The organism is Camelimonas abortus (assembly GCF_042432745.1).
Classification (GTDB): Bacteria; Pseudomonadota; Alphaproteobacteria; order Rhizobiales; family Beijerinckiaceae; genus Camelimonas; species Camelimonas abortus.
Genome location: NZ_JBHLWR010000006.1, coordinates 2,049,378 through 2,065,445, shown reverse-complemented (window position 1 = coordinate 2,065,445; position 16,068 = coordinate 2,049,378). Strand labels below are relative to the sequence as shown.

Below are 16,068 nucleotides of genomic sequence, written 5' to 3'. Positions count from 1 at the left end.
GGCGTCGCGGCGTGCTCCGGCCCGCTGCAGAAGCGCGCCACCGGCGTCGCCACCAGCACGGCGGGCGGCGCGGACGGATGGAAATCGTCGAAGAACGCGTAGGAGCCTTCCTCCAGCGTGCGGATCACCATGACCGTGACGACCCCGGGGGCGATCACTTTCTCCTTGCGCAGCGCCAGGCTCTCGAATTCCGCCGGCTCCCGGCCGGCGTTGACCAGTTCGAGGCGAAAGCGGGTTCTGGCCGGGGTCTCGAGCCGCGCCGGGGTGATGACGCCGTCGCGGAATTCGATGCGGAAGGTCGGCTCGTCGCCGGCCCGGCAGGGCGTGGCGCCGGCCAGCGCCGTCCCCGCCGCCAGCAGCGCCGCGATGACGGCGCGCGCCGCCATCAGTAGCCGCCTTTCTTGCCGGCGCCGGCCCAGGCGAACTCCCAGGAGACGGTGAGCGGCCTGAACCACGGGCCAACGCCGGTTTCCGGATCGACATGGCGGCCGAAATGGACGTCCGGGCTGGCGGTGGGCGGATCGATGAACAGGGTCAGGCGGTATTTCCCCGGACCGTCGAGACGGACGTTGTCGCCGTAGTGGGGCCCGTCATTGGCGACCGTCGGCATGAGCGCGCCCGTGCGCTTCCAGTCCGAGCCGAGGCGGACCAGCTCGAAGCGCACGCCGAGATAGGGGATCCAGTCGCCTTCGGCGAAGCCGTTGGGGTTGTCGCGCGCGGCCCTGATGTCGGCCTCGAGATGGATGTCGGAGTCATGCGGCGCGGGCATCATGCCGGCGGGCTCCATCTCGACCGGCTGCAGATAGACGGCCGCGATCTCCATCCCTGCCTGCATCTGGGGCTTGCCCACGGGCGTCTCCCGCGCGGTCGCTGCGGAGACGGCGGCGAGGGCGACCGCCGCGGCGAGCGACAGCCGGGCGACAGGGGCGCGCAAACAGGATGCGACTGACGACAGGTTCATTTCGGCGCCTTCGTTATATGCAATTGTATTAAACAGTACAAATTAATTGCAGTGCGGCCAGCACGGTCAAAATAATTTTCAGGATATGACGTGTCAATTCACGCGTCCGTCATGAGTAAATTTTGAAATATTCAAAAAAAATGTCATGTCTTCCTCAGCGGCATCGCCGGCCCTGCGCCGGCGCCGGACGGGCGGCGGCCTCTGCAGATGCGGATGCGTGAGGGGGGGCGGGCGGCCAGGGGTGCGCCGGCGATGCGCGGGCCCACGGTCCGCCAGCGTGCGTGCGGCGGCCGCAGGGCCGGCCGGGAAGGCGCGCCGGCCTTTCTGGCGTCCAGGCGAAATGAAATACGGTTGCGTCGCCTGCGCGTTGGAACGGTTACTCAGATATTCGCTGCAGGATGATCGCCGTCACGATAAAAATCATGATCAGGACGGCGGCGCTGGCCTGAATGACTATCCCCATGCCGGACATCCTCCATGCGGGGAGCCGGGGCGATGCAGGCGCAATCGCTCCGGCAGACATAGTCATCTGCGTGACCGCGTGGCGCGCCCGTGCGTATTGCCGGACTGCATCCACTGGGCCCCTCCCCGGGGGTTCAGCGCCGCGCCGGGATTTTGGTCCGGCGCTTGCAGCTTCAGCATGATTTATAATCGATTTATTGTCCGGCGCAAATAAAAATGTGAAAAAATGTCAGCGCATTTGCTTTTTTCGACGCCGGATGTACGCAGTAATGCGTCTGGGCGCAATGCGCGTCAGCGCGGGCGCCGGAGCGGAAGGGCAGGGGCGTCCTTAAGAAATCGCAAGTAGAGGCGCAGTGATTTTGCGCATAATACGTTCACAAACGCTCGCGCTGGCCGCCGGCGTCATCGTTCCTTAACCGCAGGGCGCGGCCGTTACGCAGCGTCGGCGCGGCGTCCTGCGCGGTCGCGGGCTGCGCCGGCCCTGGCCGGGCCGGCGCCGCGTTCCGGATCAGAAACCGACGAGGGCGCCCCACTCCTCGAACGGGGCGCGCGGCGACTGCAGCGTGTTCACCGCCGCGGTCTCGTCGCGGTGGCCGAGCGCCACGCCGCAGAACAGCATCAGCTCCTCCGGCATGTTGAAGAAGCGCTCCACCTTCTTCGAATAGATGGCCCAGTATTCTTGGGCGCAGGTGTCGAGACCGCGCTCGGTGGCCAGCAGCATCAGCGTCTGCACGTACATGCCGAGGTCCGACCACTGCGGCGGACCCATGCGCCGGTCAATGAACACGAACACGCCCACCGGCGCGCCGAACAGCTCGGCGTTGCGGGCCAGATGCGCCAGGCGCGCCGCCTTGTCCTCGCGCGGAATGCCCATGGCGCCGTACATCAGCTCGCCGATCTGGAAGCGGCGGGTGCGGTGGGGCTCCCACAGGTTGTCCGGATAGATCCTGTATCCGGGCTCCGGATCCGGCCCTTCCTCGCGCACGATGCGCAACAGGTCGGCGAGCGGCGCGCCGGTTACGGCGCGCACGTTCCAGGGCTGGACGTTGCCGCCGCTGGGCGCGCGGGCGGCGTCCTCCAGCAGACCGCGCACCACCTCGGCTGGAACCGGATCCGGGCGAAAGGCCCGGACAGACATGCGGCGCCTGACCGCTTCAGAAACCTGCATCGTTAATGATCCCTGGCTTGACCTGTTTCATCCCCCCGGACCCGCCGGCGGCCGCCCGGCGGAGCGTTCCGGAAGGCGCGCCGCGGCCCGGGATCTCACGCCAGGCGAGGCGGAAGGTTCGGGCTGCGGCGCGCCGCGCAGTCCTTAGCATCGCGCGTGGCCGCGCGCATCCTTTGGCGGCGCATCAGCGTCATGTGCCGGCGGCGGCGGAAACGCCGCCGGTCCTGCGCGGTCCGGGAAACAGGCGGGACCGGCTCGCCGCCCCGGCCAGGGCGCGGAAAGCGGCGACGGCTTTCGGGCGGCCGCGCCCCGCAGGCCGCCCGCGTCCCCGGGCGCCGGGCAGCGGCCGCCGCGGCGCCAGGCGGGCGGCGCGCCTCAGCCCTTCATTTTCTGCAGGGCCTGGGCGCAGCCCACTGACATCATCTTCGCCTTGCTCTTCAGACATTTGATGATCTTGCCGCCGCCAGGCTCGACATTGGGGCACAGGCGCTGGATGTCGGCCTTGCAGTATTTCGCCAGGTCGTTCCCGGCCATGGCGGCGACCGGCGTCAGCGTGATTGCGGCGGCGAACAGGACTGCGGCGAACTTCGGCATGGGTCTTCCTCCCTTTCCGGCGCGGGCTGGCGCGCCTCAGGCTGCATGCGTCAGCATGGCTCCGGTCGCCGGCGGCGCGCCATGCCATGTTCAGGGGGGCGCGGCGCCGGTCAGCCGGTCGCGCGCTGCTCCAGCAGGTGGCCCAGCAGGCGGTTGAAGTTGGGCTGGCCGGTGGCGGCGGTGAGGCCGCCGTCCACCACCAGCGCCGCGCCGGTGACGTAGCTGGCCATGGACGAGGCCAGGAACACGATGGCGTCGGCGATTTCCTCCGGCTCCGCCGCCCGGCCCAGCGGCGTCACCCCGGAATAGGCCGCCATCACCGCCGGATCCGCGCGCAGCGGCGCCGAAATCGGCGTGGCCACGAGGCCGGGGCAGACGCAGTTGACGCGCACCCCCTCCGGCCCGTGATCCAGCGCCAGGGTGCGGGTGAGGTTGATGACGCCGGCCTTGGCGGCGTTGTAGGCGGAAAAGCCGTAATCGCCGCGCAGGCCGGAGATCGAGGCGGTGTTGACGATGCAGCCGCGGCTGGCGGCCAGATGCGGCATGGCGGCGCGCGCCGCGTAATAGACCGCGTCGAGATTGACCGCCACCACCTCCCGCCAGGTCTCCGGCGCCAGCTGGGTGACGCGGCCGAACGAGCCCTTGCCGGCGTTGTTGACCAGAATGTCGATGCGGCCGAAATGGCTGGCCGCCGCGTCGATCATCGCCTCGACGCTCCCGCGCCGCGCCACGTCGCACACGCGCGTGATCACGTCGCCTTCCGCCTGCTCCAGGCGCGCCGCCCGTTCCGCCAGCGCCGCGCCATTCACGTCGGCGAGGCACAGCCGGGCGCCCAGGGCGGCGAACTTCGCCGCCGCGGCCGCGCCGATGCCCGAGGCCGCGCCGGTGATGACCGCGACCTTCCCCCTGAAATCCAGCACGTTCTCCTCCCTCTGCGGCGCATTGCGTCACTGGCGCGCCGTCAGCCAGGGCGACGCTAGGCGGAACGTTATTTACAGTCAACGCAGATTAATTTGCCGCCCTGCGTCGCGTTATCGTCCCGTCATGTCTGTACCTTGTTGCATCCGGGAGCCAGTTTCCTGTACAGCGACAATAAAAGGGCCCGCGACGACAGCGGGCGCAGGGGGGAAGCACATGCAGGACTGGGGCCTTGATATTGAGGGACGGCTGAGCGCCGCATGCGCGCGCACGCCGACCGGCCGGGCGCTCACCGGCCGCGGCCGCAACACGCGGCTGCGCCTGCTGCAGGCGGTGGTGGACTGCCTGAATTCGCTCGGCTACGCCGCGACCACCACCCAGGCCGTCGCCGAACTGGCCGGGGCGAGCCGCGGCTCGCTGCTCCACCAGTTTCCCACGCGCGTGCACATGATGGCGGCGGCGGCCGACCACGCCATGGCGCTGATGATCGCCGACAGCCGCGCCCGCTTCGGGCAGATCGGCTCGCCGGTGGAGCGGCTGCGGCAGTTCTGTCATGTCATCGAGGCCACCCAGCGCCAGCCTGCGGCGCAGGCGCTCAACGAAATCCTGCTCGCCTCGCGCTGGGAGGAGGGGCTCGCCGGGCCGCTGCGCAAGGTGACCGAGAACGTCGAGCGCATCATGGACGCCGATATCCGCCGCATGGCGCTTGAGGCCGGCGTCACCAGTCCGGACGCGCTGCGCGTGCGCACCCGGGCGATCATCGCGGCGATGCGCGGTTTCGCCATCGAGCTGCTGTTCAACGCCGACCGCGCGGTGACTCACCAGGCCATCGCCGTCATCCGCGCCGACTATGACCGCTTCCTGAACGGCATTCTGCCCCGCGTGGAGCAGGAGGGCGGTCCGGCAAGCCACTCTCCGGCCTCCGGCTGACCTCCACCGCCGGACCCGGACGCCGCGGCGCCGTCGTCCGGCGCAGATGCGGGCGGTCTCCTCTCCGCGCCGGGCGGACGGGCGTTCGCCCGGCGCCGCGCTCAGAACTGGTAGCGCAGCGAGGCGCGGACGGCGCGGCCCGGCTCCGAGTAGCAGGCGCGCGGCTGGGTGAGGTTTCCCGTGGGAACCGACAGCGCGTCGTAATGGCGGCGGTCGAAGATGCTGTAGACGCCCGCCTGAAGCTCCAGGTCCTTCACGGGACGCCACCAGACGCTGGCGCTGAACACGGCGTAGCCGGGCGCCTGGAAGCCGGCGTTGTCGCCGGTGAGGGCGGCGACATGGTCGCGCGGCGCGGAGAATTTCGCCGGTCCCTCCGCGCCCCAGGTCTCCGTATGTAGGCGATGGCCAGGATGGCCTGCGCCGGCGGGATCGTGTTCAGGCAAGCGTCATCCTCCTTGTTGACGCCGGGCATCCAGGAAAAGGCGCCGCGCGCCAGCCAGTTTTCGGCGAAGCGCCAGTGCATGTTGGCTTCAACGCCCTGGATCTGCGCCTTCGCGATGTTGCATTGCGCGCCAGGTCCTCCGGATCGGGCGTGCGCAAGGCGCGCGCGCCGCCAGGGGCGCCGGAGCCGGGGGTGGCGCCGCCGCCCGTTCCGCGCAGCAGGTCGAGACCGCCCGGCGCGTTGAAGTCGAAGGCCGCGGCGGCGCCGCGATCAATGCGGCTGTCCGTGACGAAGGTCTGGCGGATGCCGTCAATGGTGGTCAGCACGCGCGCGCCTTCGAGGCCGCGGATATTGATGCTGCCGGTGTTGCGATTGAAGCCGACGCCGGCCCCCGGCAGGTTGCCGATGTCGGAGATGCGCCGGACCTGCTCCCGGTCCAGCTCCGCGCGGGTGATGGCGGCGGTGGTCGGGCCTGCGACCAGCGGCGACGCCTGCGGGGCGCCCTCAACGGTGATAGCGTCCAGGTTCACCTGCGCCGCGGCGGCTTACGGCGCGGTTCCGGCCGGCGCCGGCGTGGCGGCCAGCAACAGGGTTCCGGCGGCCACGCCGAAGCGCAGCCAGTTCATCTGGCGTGGCACGCTGTCGTCCTGTGGCGCGACGCATGGCGGCGCGGCCTGTCTGAAATGACTGCAAAGACGTCTTTAAAATGATTCCAAGGGCGCGTGCGAATCTTTGTTCCCATTCGTCATAATTTTCGCGCTTTTTTGAGTCAAACGTAATCAGATATCTCGCAAAACATCAGATTTATGATAATTCCAGACAGGTATTATTGAATGATTTTAAGGTCCGGCAAGGCCATGCCGCGACAGCAGGATTGCGGCTGTTCCGAATAATTCCAGGATGCCGGGCGTCCTGCCGGAGCGGCGGGCGTCCACGTCAGGCGCACACGTCAGGCGCGCACGTCAGGCGCCGGCGTCGGGCGCCGGCATGGCCCCGGCGCCGGCCGCCGCCCGCCCCGCCGGACCGCCTGTTCCGACGTTTCCGGGAAGCCGTGCGGAAAGGGGCTGCGCCCCGTACCCTTCGGCGGGCGTTGCTTGACACTCCCGGGCGCCAAAAACATTATCCACCCGGATAAACGGTCGCGGGCCAGCCGTCCGCGCCCGTCGCCCGCCTGTGTTCCGGCGCCTGCGACGCGGCGCAGGCGGGCCGGTCACGTCAGGCCCGGCGGGCCGCCTGCCCGGCGGCCGGGGCGAAGGGCAGACATGCGCCGCCGGCGCGGCGCGCGGGGAGGACAGGGATGGGCTGGATCAAGAGCGGCGACCGCACCCTCAGCGGCGCGGAGTTCCACCAGCGCGCGCTGCGCGCGGCGGGGGCGCTGGAGGCGCTGGGCGTGCGCAAGGGCGACGGCGTGGCGCTCTACCTGCGCAACGAGCTCGCCTATTTCGAGGCCGCCTTCGGCGTCGGCATGCTCGGCGCCTATTCCATACCCGTGAACTGGCATTACACCGCTGATGAAGCCGGCTATCTTCTGCGCGACAGCGAGGTGGGCGTGCTGCTCATCCACGCCGATCTGCTGGGCCCCGTCGCCTCCGCCATTCCGGAGAACGTGACGGTGGTGGTGGTGGAGACGCCGCCGGAGGTGCTCGCCGCCTATGACATCGCTCCCTTGGCGCCGCCGCCGGGCGCACTCATCTGGCGCGAGCTGGTGGAGCAGGCGCAGCCGCTGGCCCGCGAGCCGGAGATCGCCCCCAGCTCCATCATCTACACCTCCGGCACCACCGGCCGGCCCAAGGGCGTGCGCCGGCCGCAGCCGACGCCGGAGCAGGTGGCCGCCACCAACGCCATGCTCGGCTGGTCCTACGGATACACGGATCACCTTGCCGGCAAAAAACCGATGGACTCCATCACCACCGCGGTGATCGGCCCGGTCTATCACGCGGCGCCCAACGCCCATTCGGCCTTCTCCATCCGCATGGGCGCAAACGTCATCGTCACGCCCCGCTTCAGTCCGGAGGGCCTGCTGCGGCTCATCGAGAAGGAGCGCGTCACGCACCTGAACATGGTGCCGATCATGTTCAAGCGGCTGCTGCAGCTGCCCGATGAGGTGAAGCGCAAGTACGACCTGTCGTCGCTGCAATACGTCACCCACGCCGCCGCGCCGTGCCCGCCGGAGGTGAAGCGCGCCATGATCGAGTGGTGGGGGCCGGTGATCTGGGAGTATTACGGCTCCACCGAGATGGGCAACGTCACCAACATCTCCTCGCAGGAGTGGCTGGAGCATCCCGGCTCCGTCGGCCGGGTGATGCCGGGCGTACGGGTGCGCGTCATTGACGGGCATGGCAACGACATGCCGCCCTATGGCGTGGGCGAGGTGATCGGCGGGCCGGAGACCGGCGTCAACTTCACCTACCAGAACGCCCCGGAGAAGCGGAAGGAGATGGAGCGCTTCGGCCTCGTGGCCCCCGGCGACGTCGGCTATTTCGACGCTGACGGCTACCTCTACCTGTGCGACCGCAAGAACGACATGATCATCTCCGGCGGCGCCAACATCTATCCGGCCGAGATCGAGGCCGAGCTGCTGAAGCTGCCCGGCGTGGCCGACGCGGCCGTGTTCGGCATTCCCGACGAGGAGTTCGGCGAGAGCGTCATGGCGGTGGTGCAGCCGGCTCCGGGGGCACAGCTCTCGGCCGACGGGCTGCGCGCCGCCCTGCGCAGGACGCTGACGGGCTACAAGGTGCCCAGGCGCATTGACTTTGCCGACAGTCTCCCGCGCGAGGATTCCGGCAAGATCTTCAAGCGCAAGCTGCGCGAGCCGTTCTGGGCGGGCCGCGACCGCCGGATCTGACCGGCTCCGCCTCCGGAAGGGGCGCCGGCGCCGCCGGGCTCCCTTCGTCCGCGCACGCCATTTCCCGGATCTTTCGCGTCACGCCGGCGCCGGACGAAAGCTCCGCCCCGATCATTCTGCGCCCAGGGAGAAACGCATGAATTTCGAGCATTCCGAAAAGACGAAGCAGCTGATCGCCCGGCTCGAGGCGTTCATGGACGCCCACATCTATCCCAATGAGCAGGCCTATTATGACTGGGTGAGCGACCCGGCCAACATGTGGAAGGAGTGGCCGGGCCTCGAGGAGCTGAAGGAGAAGGCGAAGGCGGAAGGGCTGTGGAACCTGTTCCTGCCGCATGAATACGGGGAGTTCTCGCCCGGCCTCACCAACCTGGAGTACGCGCCGCTGGCCGAGATCATGGGCCGCGTGCCGTGGTCGTCCCAGGTGTTCAACTGCTCCGCGCCGGACACCGGCAACATGGAGGTGCTGGCCAGGTACGGCACGCCGGAGCAGCAGGAGCGCTGGCTGAAACCGCTGCTGGAAGGCAAGATCCGCTCCGCCTATGTGATGACCGAGCCGCAGGTGGCCTCCTCCGACGCCACCAATCTTGAGCTGTCGATCATCCGCGACGGCGACGAATACGTGCTCAACGGCCGCAAGTGGTGGATCTCCGGCGCCTTCCATCCGCGCTGCGAGCTGTTCATCGTCATGGGCAAGTCGCGCTTTGACGGCCCGCGCCACACCCAGCACTCGCAGATCATCGTGCCGCCGGGGACGCCGGGCGTCACCATCGTGCGTCACACCACGGTGTTCGGCTCGTGGAATTCGCCGGGCGGCGAGGCGGAGCTGCGCTTCGAGAACGTGCGCGTGCCGGCCGCGAACCTGATCCTGGGCGAAGGCCGCGGCTTCGAGATCGCCCAGGGCCGCCTTGGCCCGGGCCGCATCCACCACTGCATGCGCTCCATCGGCCAGGCCCAGCGCGCCCTGGAGATCATGGCGCGGCGCGTCGAGAACCGCGTCGCATTCGGCAGGAAGCTGGCCGACCAGAGCTCGATCCGCCAGGACGTCGCCCGCTCGTTCTGCGAGATCGAGATGGCGCGCCTGCTGACGCTCAAGGCCGCCGACGCCATGGACCGTTACGGCAACAAGGTGGCGAAGGACCTGATCGCCGCCATCAAGATCGTCGCGCCGCAGATGGCCCAGACGGTGATCGACCGCGCCATCCAGGCCCATGGCGGCATGGGCGTGAGCGGCGACACGCCGCTCGCCCGCTTCTTCACGCTGAACCGCTACCTGCGCATCGCCGACGGTCCGGACGCCGTGCACATGTCGCAGCTCGGCAAGCTCAAGATCCAGGAATACAACAACATGCCCGCCCGCTAAGGGCGCCCGCGCGGCGGCCGGAGCGCTTCCGGCCGCCGCCAAAGACAACCGCCGGCGCGCCGGCGATTTCAGGGGGAAGCTCCCGATGAGCCAGGAACATCTCAAACTCAGCCGCTCCGTGCGCGGCCGCGTGGTCATCGTCACCGGCGCCGCCAGCGGCATGGGCGCGGCCACGGCCCGCGTCTTCGCTGACGAGGGCGCGCGCGTGGCGCTGGCCGACATCCGCGGCGACGACGTGGAGGCGGTGGCCGCCGGCATCCGCGCCGCCGGCGGCGACGCGAAGGCCTATACGCTCGACGTCGCCGACGCCGACGCCATCGTGCGGGTGGTGAACCAGGCGGCCGCCGACTTCGGCGGCGTCGACGTCCTGGTCGGCAACGCCGGCATCTCGGTGTACGAGCCGATCGATTCGCCCGACTATGACGCCCGCTGGGCCCGGGGCCTCGCGGTGCTGCTCACGGCGCAGCAGCGGCTGGTGCGGGCGGCGCTGCCTTACCTGCGCAGGTCGGACGCGGCGCGCATCGTGCTCATCGCCTCCACCGAGGCGCTGGGCGCCACCGCCGGTCACAGCGCCTATTCGGCCGCCAAGGCGGGCGTGGCCGGTTTCGCCCGCTCGCTGGCGGTGGAGCTGGGCAAGCAGGGCATCACCGTCAACTGCATCTGCCCGGGCCCGATCGAGACCGGCATGACCGCCGCGATCCCGGAGGCGGACAAGCAGAAATACGCCCGCATCCGCACGGCGCTGCGCCGCTATGGCAAGCCGGAGGAAGTGGCGCACGTCACGCTGAGCCTGTGCCTGCCGGCCGCTTCCTACATCACCGGCGCGGTGATTCCTGTGGACGGCGGCCTGATGGCCCGCAACGCATGACGTTACGTCGTTTGGGCGCGCCGCGCGCCAGGGAGGCCGGGAACACAGCCGGCGGCGCGGGGCGCGCTCCCGGGCAAGGGGGCGAAGGCGCGGCCTTTCGTCCTCTGGTCATCAGCGCGCGGCCGTGGCTGCTCACGGCCCGCGACATGCGGCGCCGCCGGCGCCGTCTGGCGACAGAACACAAGAAAACGCATTTCTGGAGGAGACATGTCCAGGCACAGGCTGACCCGGCGCGCCATGATGGCCGCCCTCGCCGCCACCGCCCTTGCGGGCGCCGCCCCGGCGTTCGCCGGCGAAAAGAAATATGATCCGGGCGCGTCCGACACCGAGATCCGGATCGGCAACACCTATCCCTACAGCGGGCCAGCCTCGTCCTACGGCGTGCTCGGCCAGACCAGCGTCGCCTATTTCCGCATGGTCAATGACCGCGGCGGCATCAACGGCCGCAAGGTCACGCTGCTCAGCTATGACGACGCCTACAGCCCGCCCAAGGCGGTGGAGCAGACGCGCAAGCTGGTGGAGCAGGATGAGGTGCTGGCCATCTTCAACACCTTCGGCAGCCCGGCCAACGCCGCCATCCAGCGCTACCTGAACAGCAAGAAGGTGCCGCAGCTGTTCGTGGCCACCGGCGCCTCGCGCTTCAACGATCCGAAGAACTATCCGTGGACCATGGGCTTCCAGCCCAACACCCGTGACGAGGCCGCGGTTTACGTCGCCTATATCCGCAAGGAGAAGCCGGACGCGAAGATCGGCATCCTCTACCAGAACGACGACTTCGGCAAAGACTATCTGGAAGGCGTGAAGGCGGCGCTGGGGGCCGACTACGGCAGGTATGTGGTCGCCGAGGTTCCTTACGACGTCTCCGAGCCCACGGTGGATTCGCACGTGCTGAAGCTGATGGCCTCCGGCGCCGACACGCTGTTCAGCTTCTCCACGCCCAAATTCGCCGCCCAGACCATCCGCAAGATGGCCTCGCTGAACTGGAAGCCGCTGCACGTGGTGGCCACCGCCAGCGCCTCGGCCTCCATGGTGATGAAGCCGGCGGGCCTTGAGAACTCCCAGGGCATCATCACCTCGTCCTACATGATGAACGCCGAAGATCCGGCGTGGAAGGACACCGAGGACATGAAGGAGTGGCGCGCCTTCATGGAGAAATACATGCCGGGCGCGGACCTCACCAACACCGGCCACATCTACGGCTACATCGTCGCCCAGGCGATGCACAAGGTGCTGGAGATGGCCGGCGACAACCTCACGCGCGAGAACGTCATGCGCCAGGCCGAGAGCCTGAAGAACGTGCGCCTCAAGGGCTTCATGCCCGGCATCGTCATGAACACCTCGCCGACCGACCACGCGCCCATCAAGAAGATGCAGATCCTGCGCTTCAAGGGCGACAACTGGGAGCGCGTCGGCGAGGTGATCGGGCCCGACTGAGCCCTGCCGCGCGTCAGGGGGCGGCCAGTGGCGCGCGGCCGCTCCTGAACCGGAATTCACGCGGAACAAGCGGGCGGAGCCCGTCCGCGTGCCATACGCTCCGGCCGGCGGCCGCCGATGGCGGCGTCCGGCGGACGTACCGAACCTGCAGCCGGGGCCGCCTCCCGCGGTCCCGGCTGCGTCGTGCAGAAAAACAGGAACCAGAGGGAAAAATGTCCGGTAACACCATGACCCGCCGCGCGATGCTTGCAGGCGTCGCCGGCGCCGCCGTCGCCATGGCCGCGCCAGCCAGGGCCGCCGGCAAACAGTATGGCCCGGGGGCGTCCGACACGGAGATCCGCATCGGCAACACCTGCCCCTACAGCGGTCCGGCGTCGGCGTTCAGCGTCATGGGCCTCACCCACGCCGCCTATTTCCGCATGCTCAACGAGGAGCAGGGGGGCGTCAACGGCCGCAAGGTCACCTTCATCAGCTATGACGACGCCTACAGCCCGCCCAAGGCCGTGGAGCAGACGCGCAAGCTGGTGGAGAACGACGAGGTGCTGCTGATGTTCAACACCTTCGGCAGCCCCTCCAACACCGCCATCCAGCGCTATCTCAACGCGAAGAAGGTGCCGCAGCTGTTCGTGGCTTCGGGCGCGTCCAAGTTCAATGATCCGGCGCGTTTCCCGTGGACCATGGGCTTCCAGACCAACACCCGCGACGAGGCCGCCATCTACGCCCAGTTCATCCGCAAGGAGAAGCCGGACGCGAAGGTCGCCGTGCTCTACCAGAACGACGACTTCGGCAAGGACTACCTGCACGGCCTGCGCGACGCCTTCGGCGCCGACTACCAGAAACTGGTGGTGGGCGAGGTCTCCTATGACGTGGCCGACGCCACCGTCGACTCCCAGGTGCTGCGCCTGATGGCCACCGGCGCCGATACGCTGCTCAGCTTCTCCACGCCCAAGTTCGGCGCCCAGACCATCCGCAAGCTGGCGGACCTGAACTGGAAGCCGATGCACCTGCTGTGCACCTCCGCCTCGTCCACCTCGATGGTGCTGCGTCCGGCCGGCCTCGAGAACGCCCAGGGCGTGATCAGCGCCACCTACATGATGTCGCCGGACGATCCGGCGTGGCGCGACCATCCGGACATGATCGCGTGGCGGGCCTTCATGGCGAAGTACATGCCGGGCGCCGACACCGGCAACGCCGGCCACCTCTATTCCTACATCCTCGCACAGGCGCTGCAGAAGGTGCTGGAGAACTGCGGCGACGACCTGACCCGCGAGAACGTGATGCGCCAGGCCGCCAGCCTGAAGGACATGCGCGTGCGCGGCCTGCTGCCGGGCGTGGCGCTGAACACCAGCCCCACCGACTACGCGCCGGTAAAGCAGATGCAGATGATTCGGTTCAGGGGCGAGTCCTGGGAGCTGTTCGGCGACATCATCAGCATCAGCCGCGGCTGACGCCATCGCCGGCGGCCGGCGCCGGGGAGCCCCCTCCGGGGCGCCCGGCGCACGGCCGACCGCGGTCAGCCGCCGTCCTGCGCCGGCAGGGGCGCGTCCTCCGCCGGCGCCGCGGCCAGCAGGCCCTCCACCATTTCCGTCAGGATCTGCTTGAGCAGGGCGCGGTGATCCAGGCCCAGCGCCCGCCATTTCATGATGCGGAGCGAGATCGCCGCCTGATGGGAGAAGGCGGTGAGCGAGGAGATCAGCATCATCGCCGCGGCCTTCTCGCGCGCGCCGGCGCGGGCGCGGCCGCCGGCGATGGCCAGCAGGTCCGCCACCAGCAGCGAGCCTGGCCGCCACAGCTCCCGCAGCAGGAATTCATACGCGGGTCCTGGCTCGTTGAGCTCGCGCATGATGAAGCCGGTGTGCAGCTGCTCCTCTTCCTCCGAGCCCAGCGTGTCGACGAGGCCGTGCAGCACCCGCACCAGCAGCGCGCGCGCCGCGCCCGCGTCCAGCCGGCCGCGGCGCGCCTCCGTCCATGCGTCGGTGGCCAGTTCCAGCATGTGCTGGCGGTAGCGCTCCAGCACCTCCTCCGCGCAGGCCTGGTACAGCCCCTGCTTGTTGCCGAAGTGATAGGCGATCACCGGCAGCGTGCAGCCCGCCTCCGCCGCGATCAGCCGCGTGGTGGCGCCGGCGTAGCCGCGCCGCGCGAAGCAGCGCATGCCCGCAGCCAGGATGCGGGCGCGCGTGTTCGCGGCCGTATCGGCGCCCGGGGCGTGACTTTCGGCGCCCGGGGCGGCGCCGGAACGGTGACTGCCGGCTGAAGTCATGGCGTAATATGTTATTTCGAGATTGAGTTTGCGCGCGGATCAATCTAGCATAAACCTATCAGATGATAGGCGCAGCCGGGTTGATGCACACACAATCACGCGCGAAGCAAAAGGCAAGGCCTTTCAGGAGCGGTTCTGGCGGGCTGGCCGGGGCGTCGGCGCCGTGGCGCCTGCCCGCCGCCGGCGCCAGCCCCGGACGCCGCATCGTCAGGATTTCCGCCGCTCCGTTCCGCGCCCGTGTCCGTTCCGCGCCCGTGACGTCGGGCGCCGCCGTTCCGCGCGCACGCGCGTCATGCGCGCCTGCCGCGCGCGCAGGCGGTGCGTCGCCGGCCTGCGCACGGGCGCGCCGTCGGCTGCGCCCGGGAGCGAATCACGCCGCGTCTCGCGGCCGGTCGCGGGCCGGGTCTGACGCTGCGCTGCGCGCCGGACGGGCGCGCCGCCCGCCGCCGGGGACGGCGGCCACGGATTTCGCCGTCGCGGGCCCTGGCCCGTGACGGCGCGGGACAGACGCCGAAAGAACGCGTCGACAGTCACAGGGTCCGTCAGGACCAGGGAGGAAGCACATGAAGTTGATCCGCTCCGCCATTGCGGCGGCTGCGCTGCTTGTGGCCGCTGGCGTCGCCCACGCCGGGAAGAAATACGACGAGGGCGCCAGCGACACGGAGATCCGCATCGGCAACACGGTGCCTTACAGCGGCCCGCTCTCCGCCCACGGCATCCAGGGCCGGGTGGAGCAGGCCTTCTTCCGCATGCTCAATGAGGAGCAGGGGGGCATCAACGGCCGCAAGATCACCTTTATCTCGCTCGACGACGCCTTCTCGCCGCCCAAGACCGTGGAGCAGACCCGCAAGCTGGTGGAGCAGGATGGCGTGCTGCTCACCTTCGCCAGCGTCGGCACCGCGGCCCAGTCGGCGGTGCAGCGTTACCTGAACCAGAAGAAGATCCCGCAGCTGATGGTCTCCACCGGCGCGGCCAAGTTCAACCAGCCCAAGGTCTATCCGTGGACCACGCCGAGCACCATCAGCTATGTCGACGAGGCGACGGTTTACGGCAAGTATCTGGCCAGGGAGATGCCGGACAAGAAAATCGTCGTGCTCTATCTCAACGACGATTTCGGCCGCGACTACCTGCGCGGGCTCAAGATCGGCCTCGGCGACAAGGCTGACAGCATGATCGTCAAGGAGCTCACCTACGAGCTCACCGATCCGACCATCGACAGCCAGATTCTCGCCGCCCGCGACACCGGCGCCGAGGTGTTCGTCAACATCACCCTCGGCAAGGCGACGTCGCAGTCGCTGAAGAAGATGGCCGAGCTCAAGTGGAAGCCGGTGCACTTCATCTGCAGCCCCTCCGCCGGCCGCGTCTATCTCAACGCCGCGGGCCTGGAGAACGTGCAGGGCCTGATGACCGCCATCGCCATGAAGCAGATCACCAGCCCGCGCTGGGCCGACGATCCGGACGTGAAGGCCTACAAGGCGTTCATGGCGAAGTACCTGCCCAATGAGGACATCACCAACGAGATCGGCTTCACCATGTGGATGCTGTCGCACGTGATGGCCCACGTGCTGCGCGAGGCGGGCGACAACCTCACCCGCGAGAACATCCTGCGCATCGCCACCAACCTGAAGGACGTGAAGGTTCCGGGCCTGCGTCCGGGCGTGAAGTACGAGAACAATCCCGACAACTACGCGCCGATCCGCGAGCTGCAGCTGATGCGCTTCGAAGGCGACGACTGGGTTCCGGTCGGGGACGTGATCAGCGCCCGTAACTGACCGCGACGGCCGGGCCGGCCCGTGGCCGGCCGCCGTCTCCGCCGTTCCGGC

General features: G+C 68.9%; 14 protein-coding genes and 1 pseudogene. 7 read left to right on the top strand and 8 right to left on the bottom strand.

Going from position 1 to position 16,068, the window contains the following annotated elements; genetic code table 11:
* Positions 1 to 47 precede the first annotated feature (47 nt).
* The 5 genes and pseudogenes from ACFFJB_RS11210 to budC form a co-directional block, all read right to left on the bottom strand.
* Positions 48 to 386, bottom strand: a pseudogene (locus ACFFJB_RS11210) (cupredoxin domain-containing protein); the annotation flags it as partial.
* Entirely contained in the window at positions 386 to 961 is a 576-nt protein-coding gene (locus ACFFJB_RS11205) for an iron transporter (protein ID WP_376831446.1), read from the bottom strand. The pseudogene ACFFJB_RS11210 and the gene ACFFJB_RS11205, both read right to left, overlap by 1 nt.
* Positions 962 to 1,931: 970 nt before the next feature.
* On the bottom strand, positions 1,932 to 2,591 hold the full coding sequence (locus ACFFJB_RS11200; RefSeq protein ID WP_376831445.1) for a nitroreductase: 660 nt from the start codon (positions 2,589 to 2,591) through the stop codon (positions 1,932 to 1,934).
* A gap of 375 nt (positions 2,592 to 2,966) precedes the next feature.
* Positions 2,967 to 3,185, bottom strand: a complete 219-nt coding sequence (locus ACFFJB_RS11195) for a cysteine rich repeat-containing protein (protein ID WP_376831444.1) — start codon at positions 3,183 to 3,185, stop codon at positions 2,967 to 2,969.
* Between the two features lie 110 nt (positions 3,186 to 3,295).
* Entirely contained in the window at positions 3,296 to 4,105 is an 810-nt protein-coding gene (gene budC, locus ACFFJB_RS11190) for a meso-2,3-butanediol dehydrogenase (RefSeq protein ID WP_376831443.1), read from the bottom strand.
* A 214-nt stretch (positions 4,106 to 4,319) separates the two neighbouring features.
* Between budC and ACFFJB_RS11185 the strand changes: the two genes are divergently transcribed.
* Positions 4,320 to 5,033, top strand: a complete 714-nt coding sequence (locus ACFFJB_RS11185; RefSeq protein WP_376831442.1) for a TetR/AcrR family transcriptional regulator — start codon at positions 4,320 to 4,322, stop codon at positions 5,031 to 5,033.
* A 101-nt stretch (positions 5,034 to 5,134) separates the two neighbouring features.
* Here ACFFJB_RS11185 and ACFFJB_RS11180 read toward each other — a convergent pair whose 3' ends face one another.
* A complete protein-coding gene (locus ACFFJB_RS11180; protein WP_376831441.1) occupies positions 5,135 to 5,476 on the bottom strand; it encodes a hypothetical protein in 342 nt (113 codons plus the stop codon).
* The gene (locus ACFFJB_RS11175) at positions 5,469 to 6,005 is read right to left on the bottom strand and encodes a TonB-dependent receptor plug domain-containing protein (protein WP_376831440.1); all 537 of its coding nucleotides are present in this window, start codon (positions 6,003 to 6,005) and stop codon (positions 5,469 to 5,471) included. Before ACFFJB_RS11175 ends, ACFFJB_RS11180 begins: the two co-directional genes overlap by 8 nt.
* A gap of 767 nt (positions 6,006 to 6,772) precedes the next feature.
* Between ACFFJB_RS11175 and ACFFJB_RS11170 the strand changes: the two genes are divergently transcribed.
* The 5 genes from ACFFJB_RS11170 to ACFFJB_RS11150 all read left to right on the top strand — a co-directional run bounded on the left by ACFFJB_RS11170 (position 6,773) and on the right by ACFFJB_RS11150 (position 13,433).
* Entirely contained in the window at positions 6,773 to 8,320 is a 1,548-nt protein-coding gene (locus ACFFJB_RS11170) for an acyl-CoA synthetase (protein WP_376831439.1), read from the top strand.
* 136 nt (positions 8,321 to 8,456) lie between these two features.
* Positions 8,457 to 9,683, top strand: a complete 1,227-nt coding sequence (locus tag ACFFJB_RS11165; protein ID WP_376831438.1) for an acyl-CoA dehydrogenase family protein — start codon at positions 8,457 to 8,459, stop codon at positions 9,681 to 9,683.
* Positions 9,684 to 9,768: 85 nt separating this feature from the next.
* A complete protein-coding gene (locus tag ACFFJB_RS11160; RefSeq protein ID WP_376831437.1) occupies positions 9,769 to 10,551 on the top strand; it encodes an SDR family NAD(P)-dependent oxidoreductase in 783 nt (260 codons plus the stop codon).
* A 207-nt stretch (positions 10,552 to 10,758) separates the two neighbouring features.
* A complete protein-coding gene (locus tag ACFFJB_RS11155; protein ID WP_376831436.1) occupies positions 10,759 to 11,985 on the top strand; it encodes an ABC transporter substrate-binding protein in 1,227 nt (408 codons plus the stop codon).
* 212 nt (positions 11,986 to 12,197) lie between these two features.
* A complete protein-coding gene (locus ACFFJB_RS11150; RefSeq protein ID WP_376831435.1) occupies positions 12,198 to 13,433 on the top strand; it encodes an ABC transporter substrate-binding protein in 1,236 nt (411 codons plus the stop codon).
* A gap of 65 nt (positions 13,434 to 13,498) precedes the next feature.
* Here ACFFJB_RS11150 and ACFFJB_RS11145 read toward each other — a convergent pair whose 3' ends face one another.
* Entirely contained in the window at positions 13,499 to 14,245 is a 747-nt protein-coding gene (locus ACFFJB_RS11145; protein WP_376831434.1) for a TetR/AcrR family transcriptional regulator, read from the bottom strand.
* 563 nt (positions 14,246 to 14,808) lie between these two features.
* On the opposite strand from ACFFJB_RS11145, the gene ACFFJB_RS11140 reads away from it, so the two are divergent.
* The gene (locus ACFFJB_RS11140) at positions 14,809 to 16,017 is read left to right on the top strand and encodes an ABC transporter substrate-binding protein (RefSeq protein ID WP_376831433.1); all 1,209 of its coding nucleotides are present in this window, start codon (positions 14,809 to 14,811) and stop codon (positions 16,015 to 16,017) included.
* Positions 16,018 to 16,068: the final 51 nt, after the last annotated feature.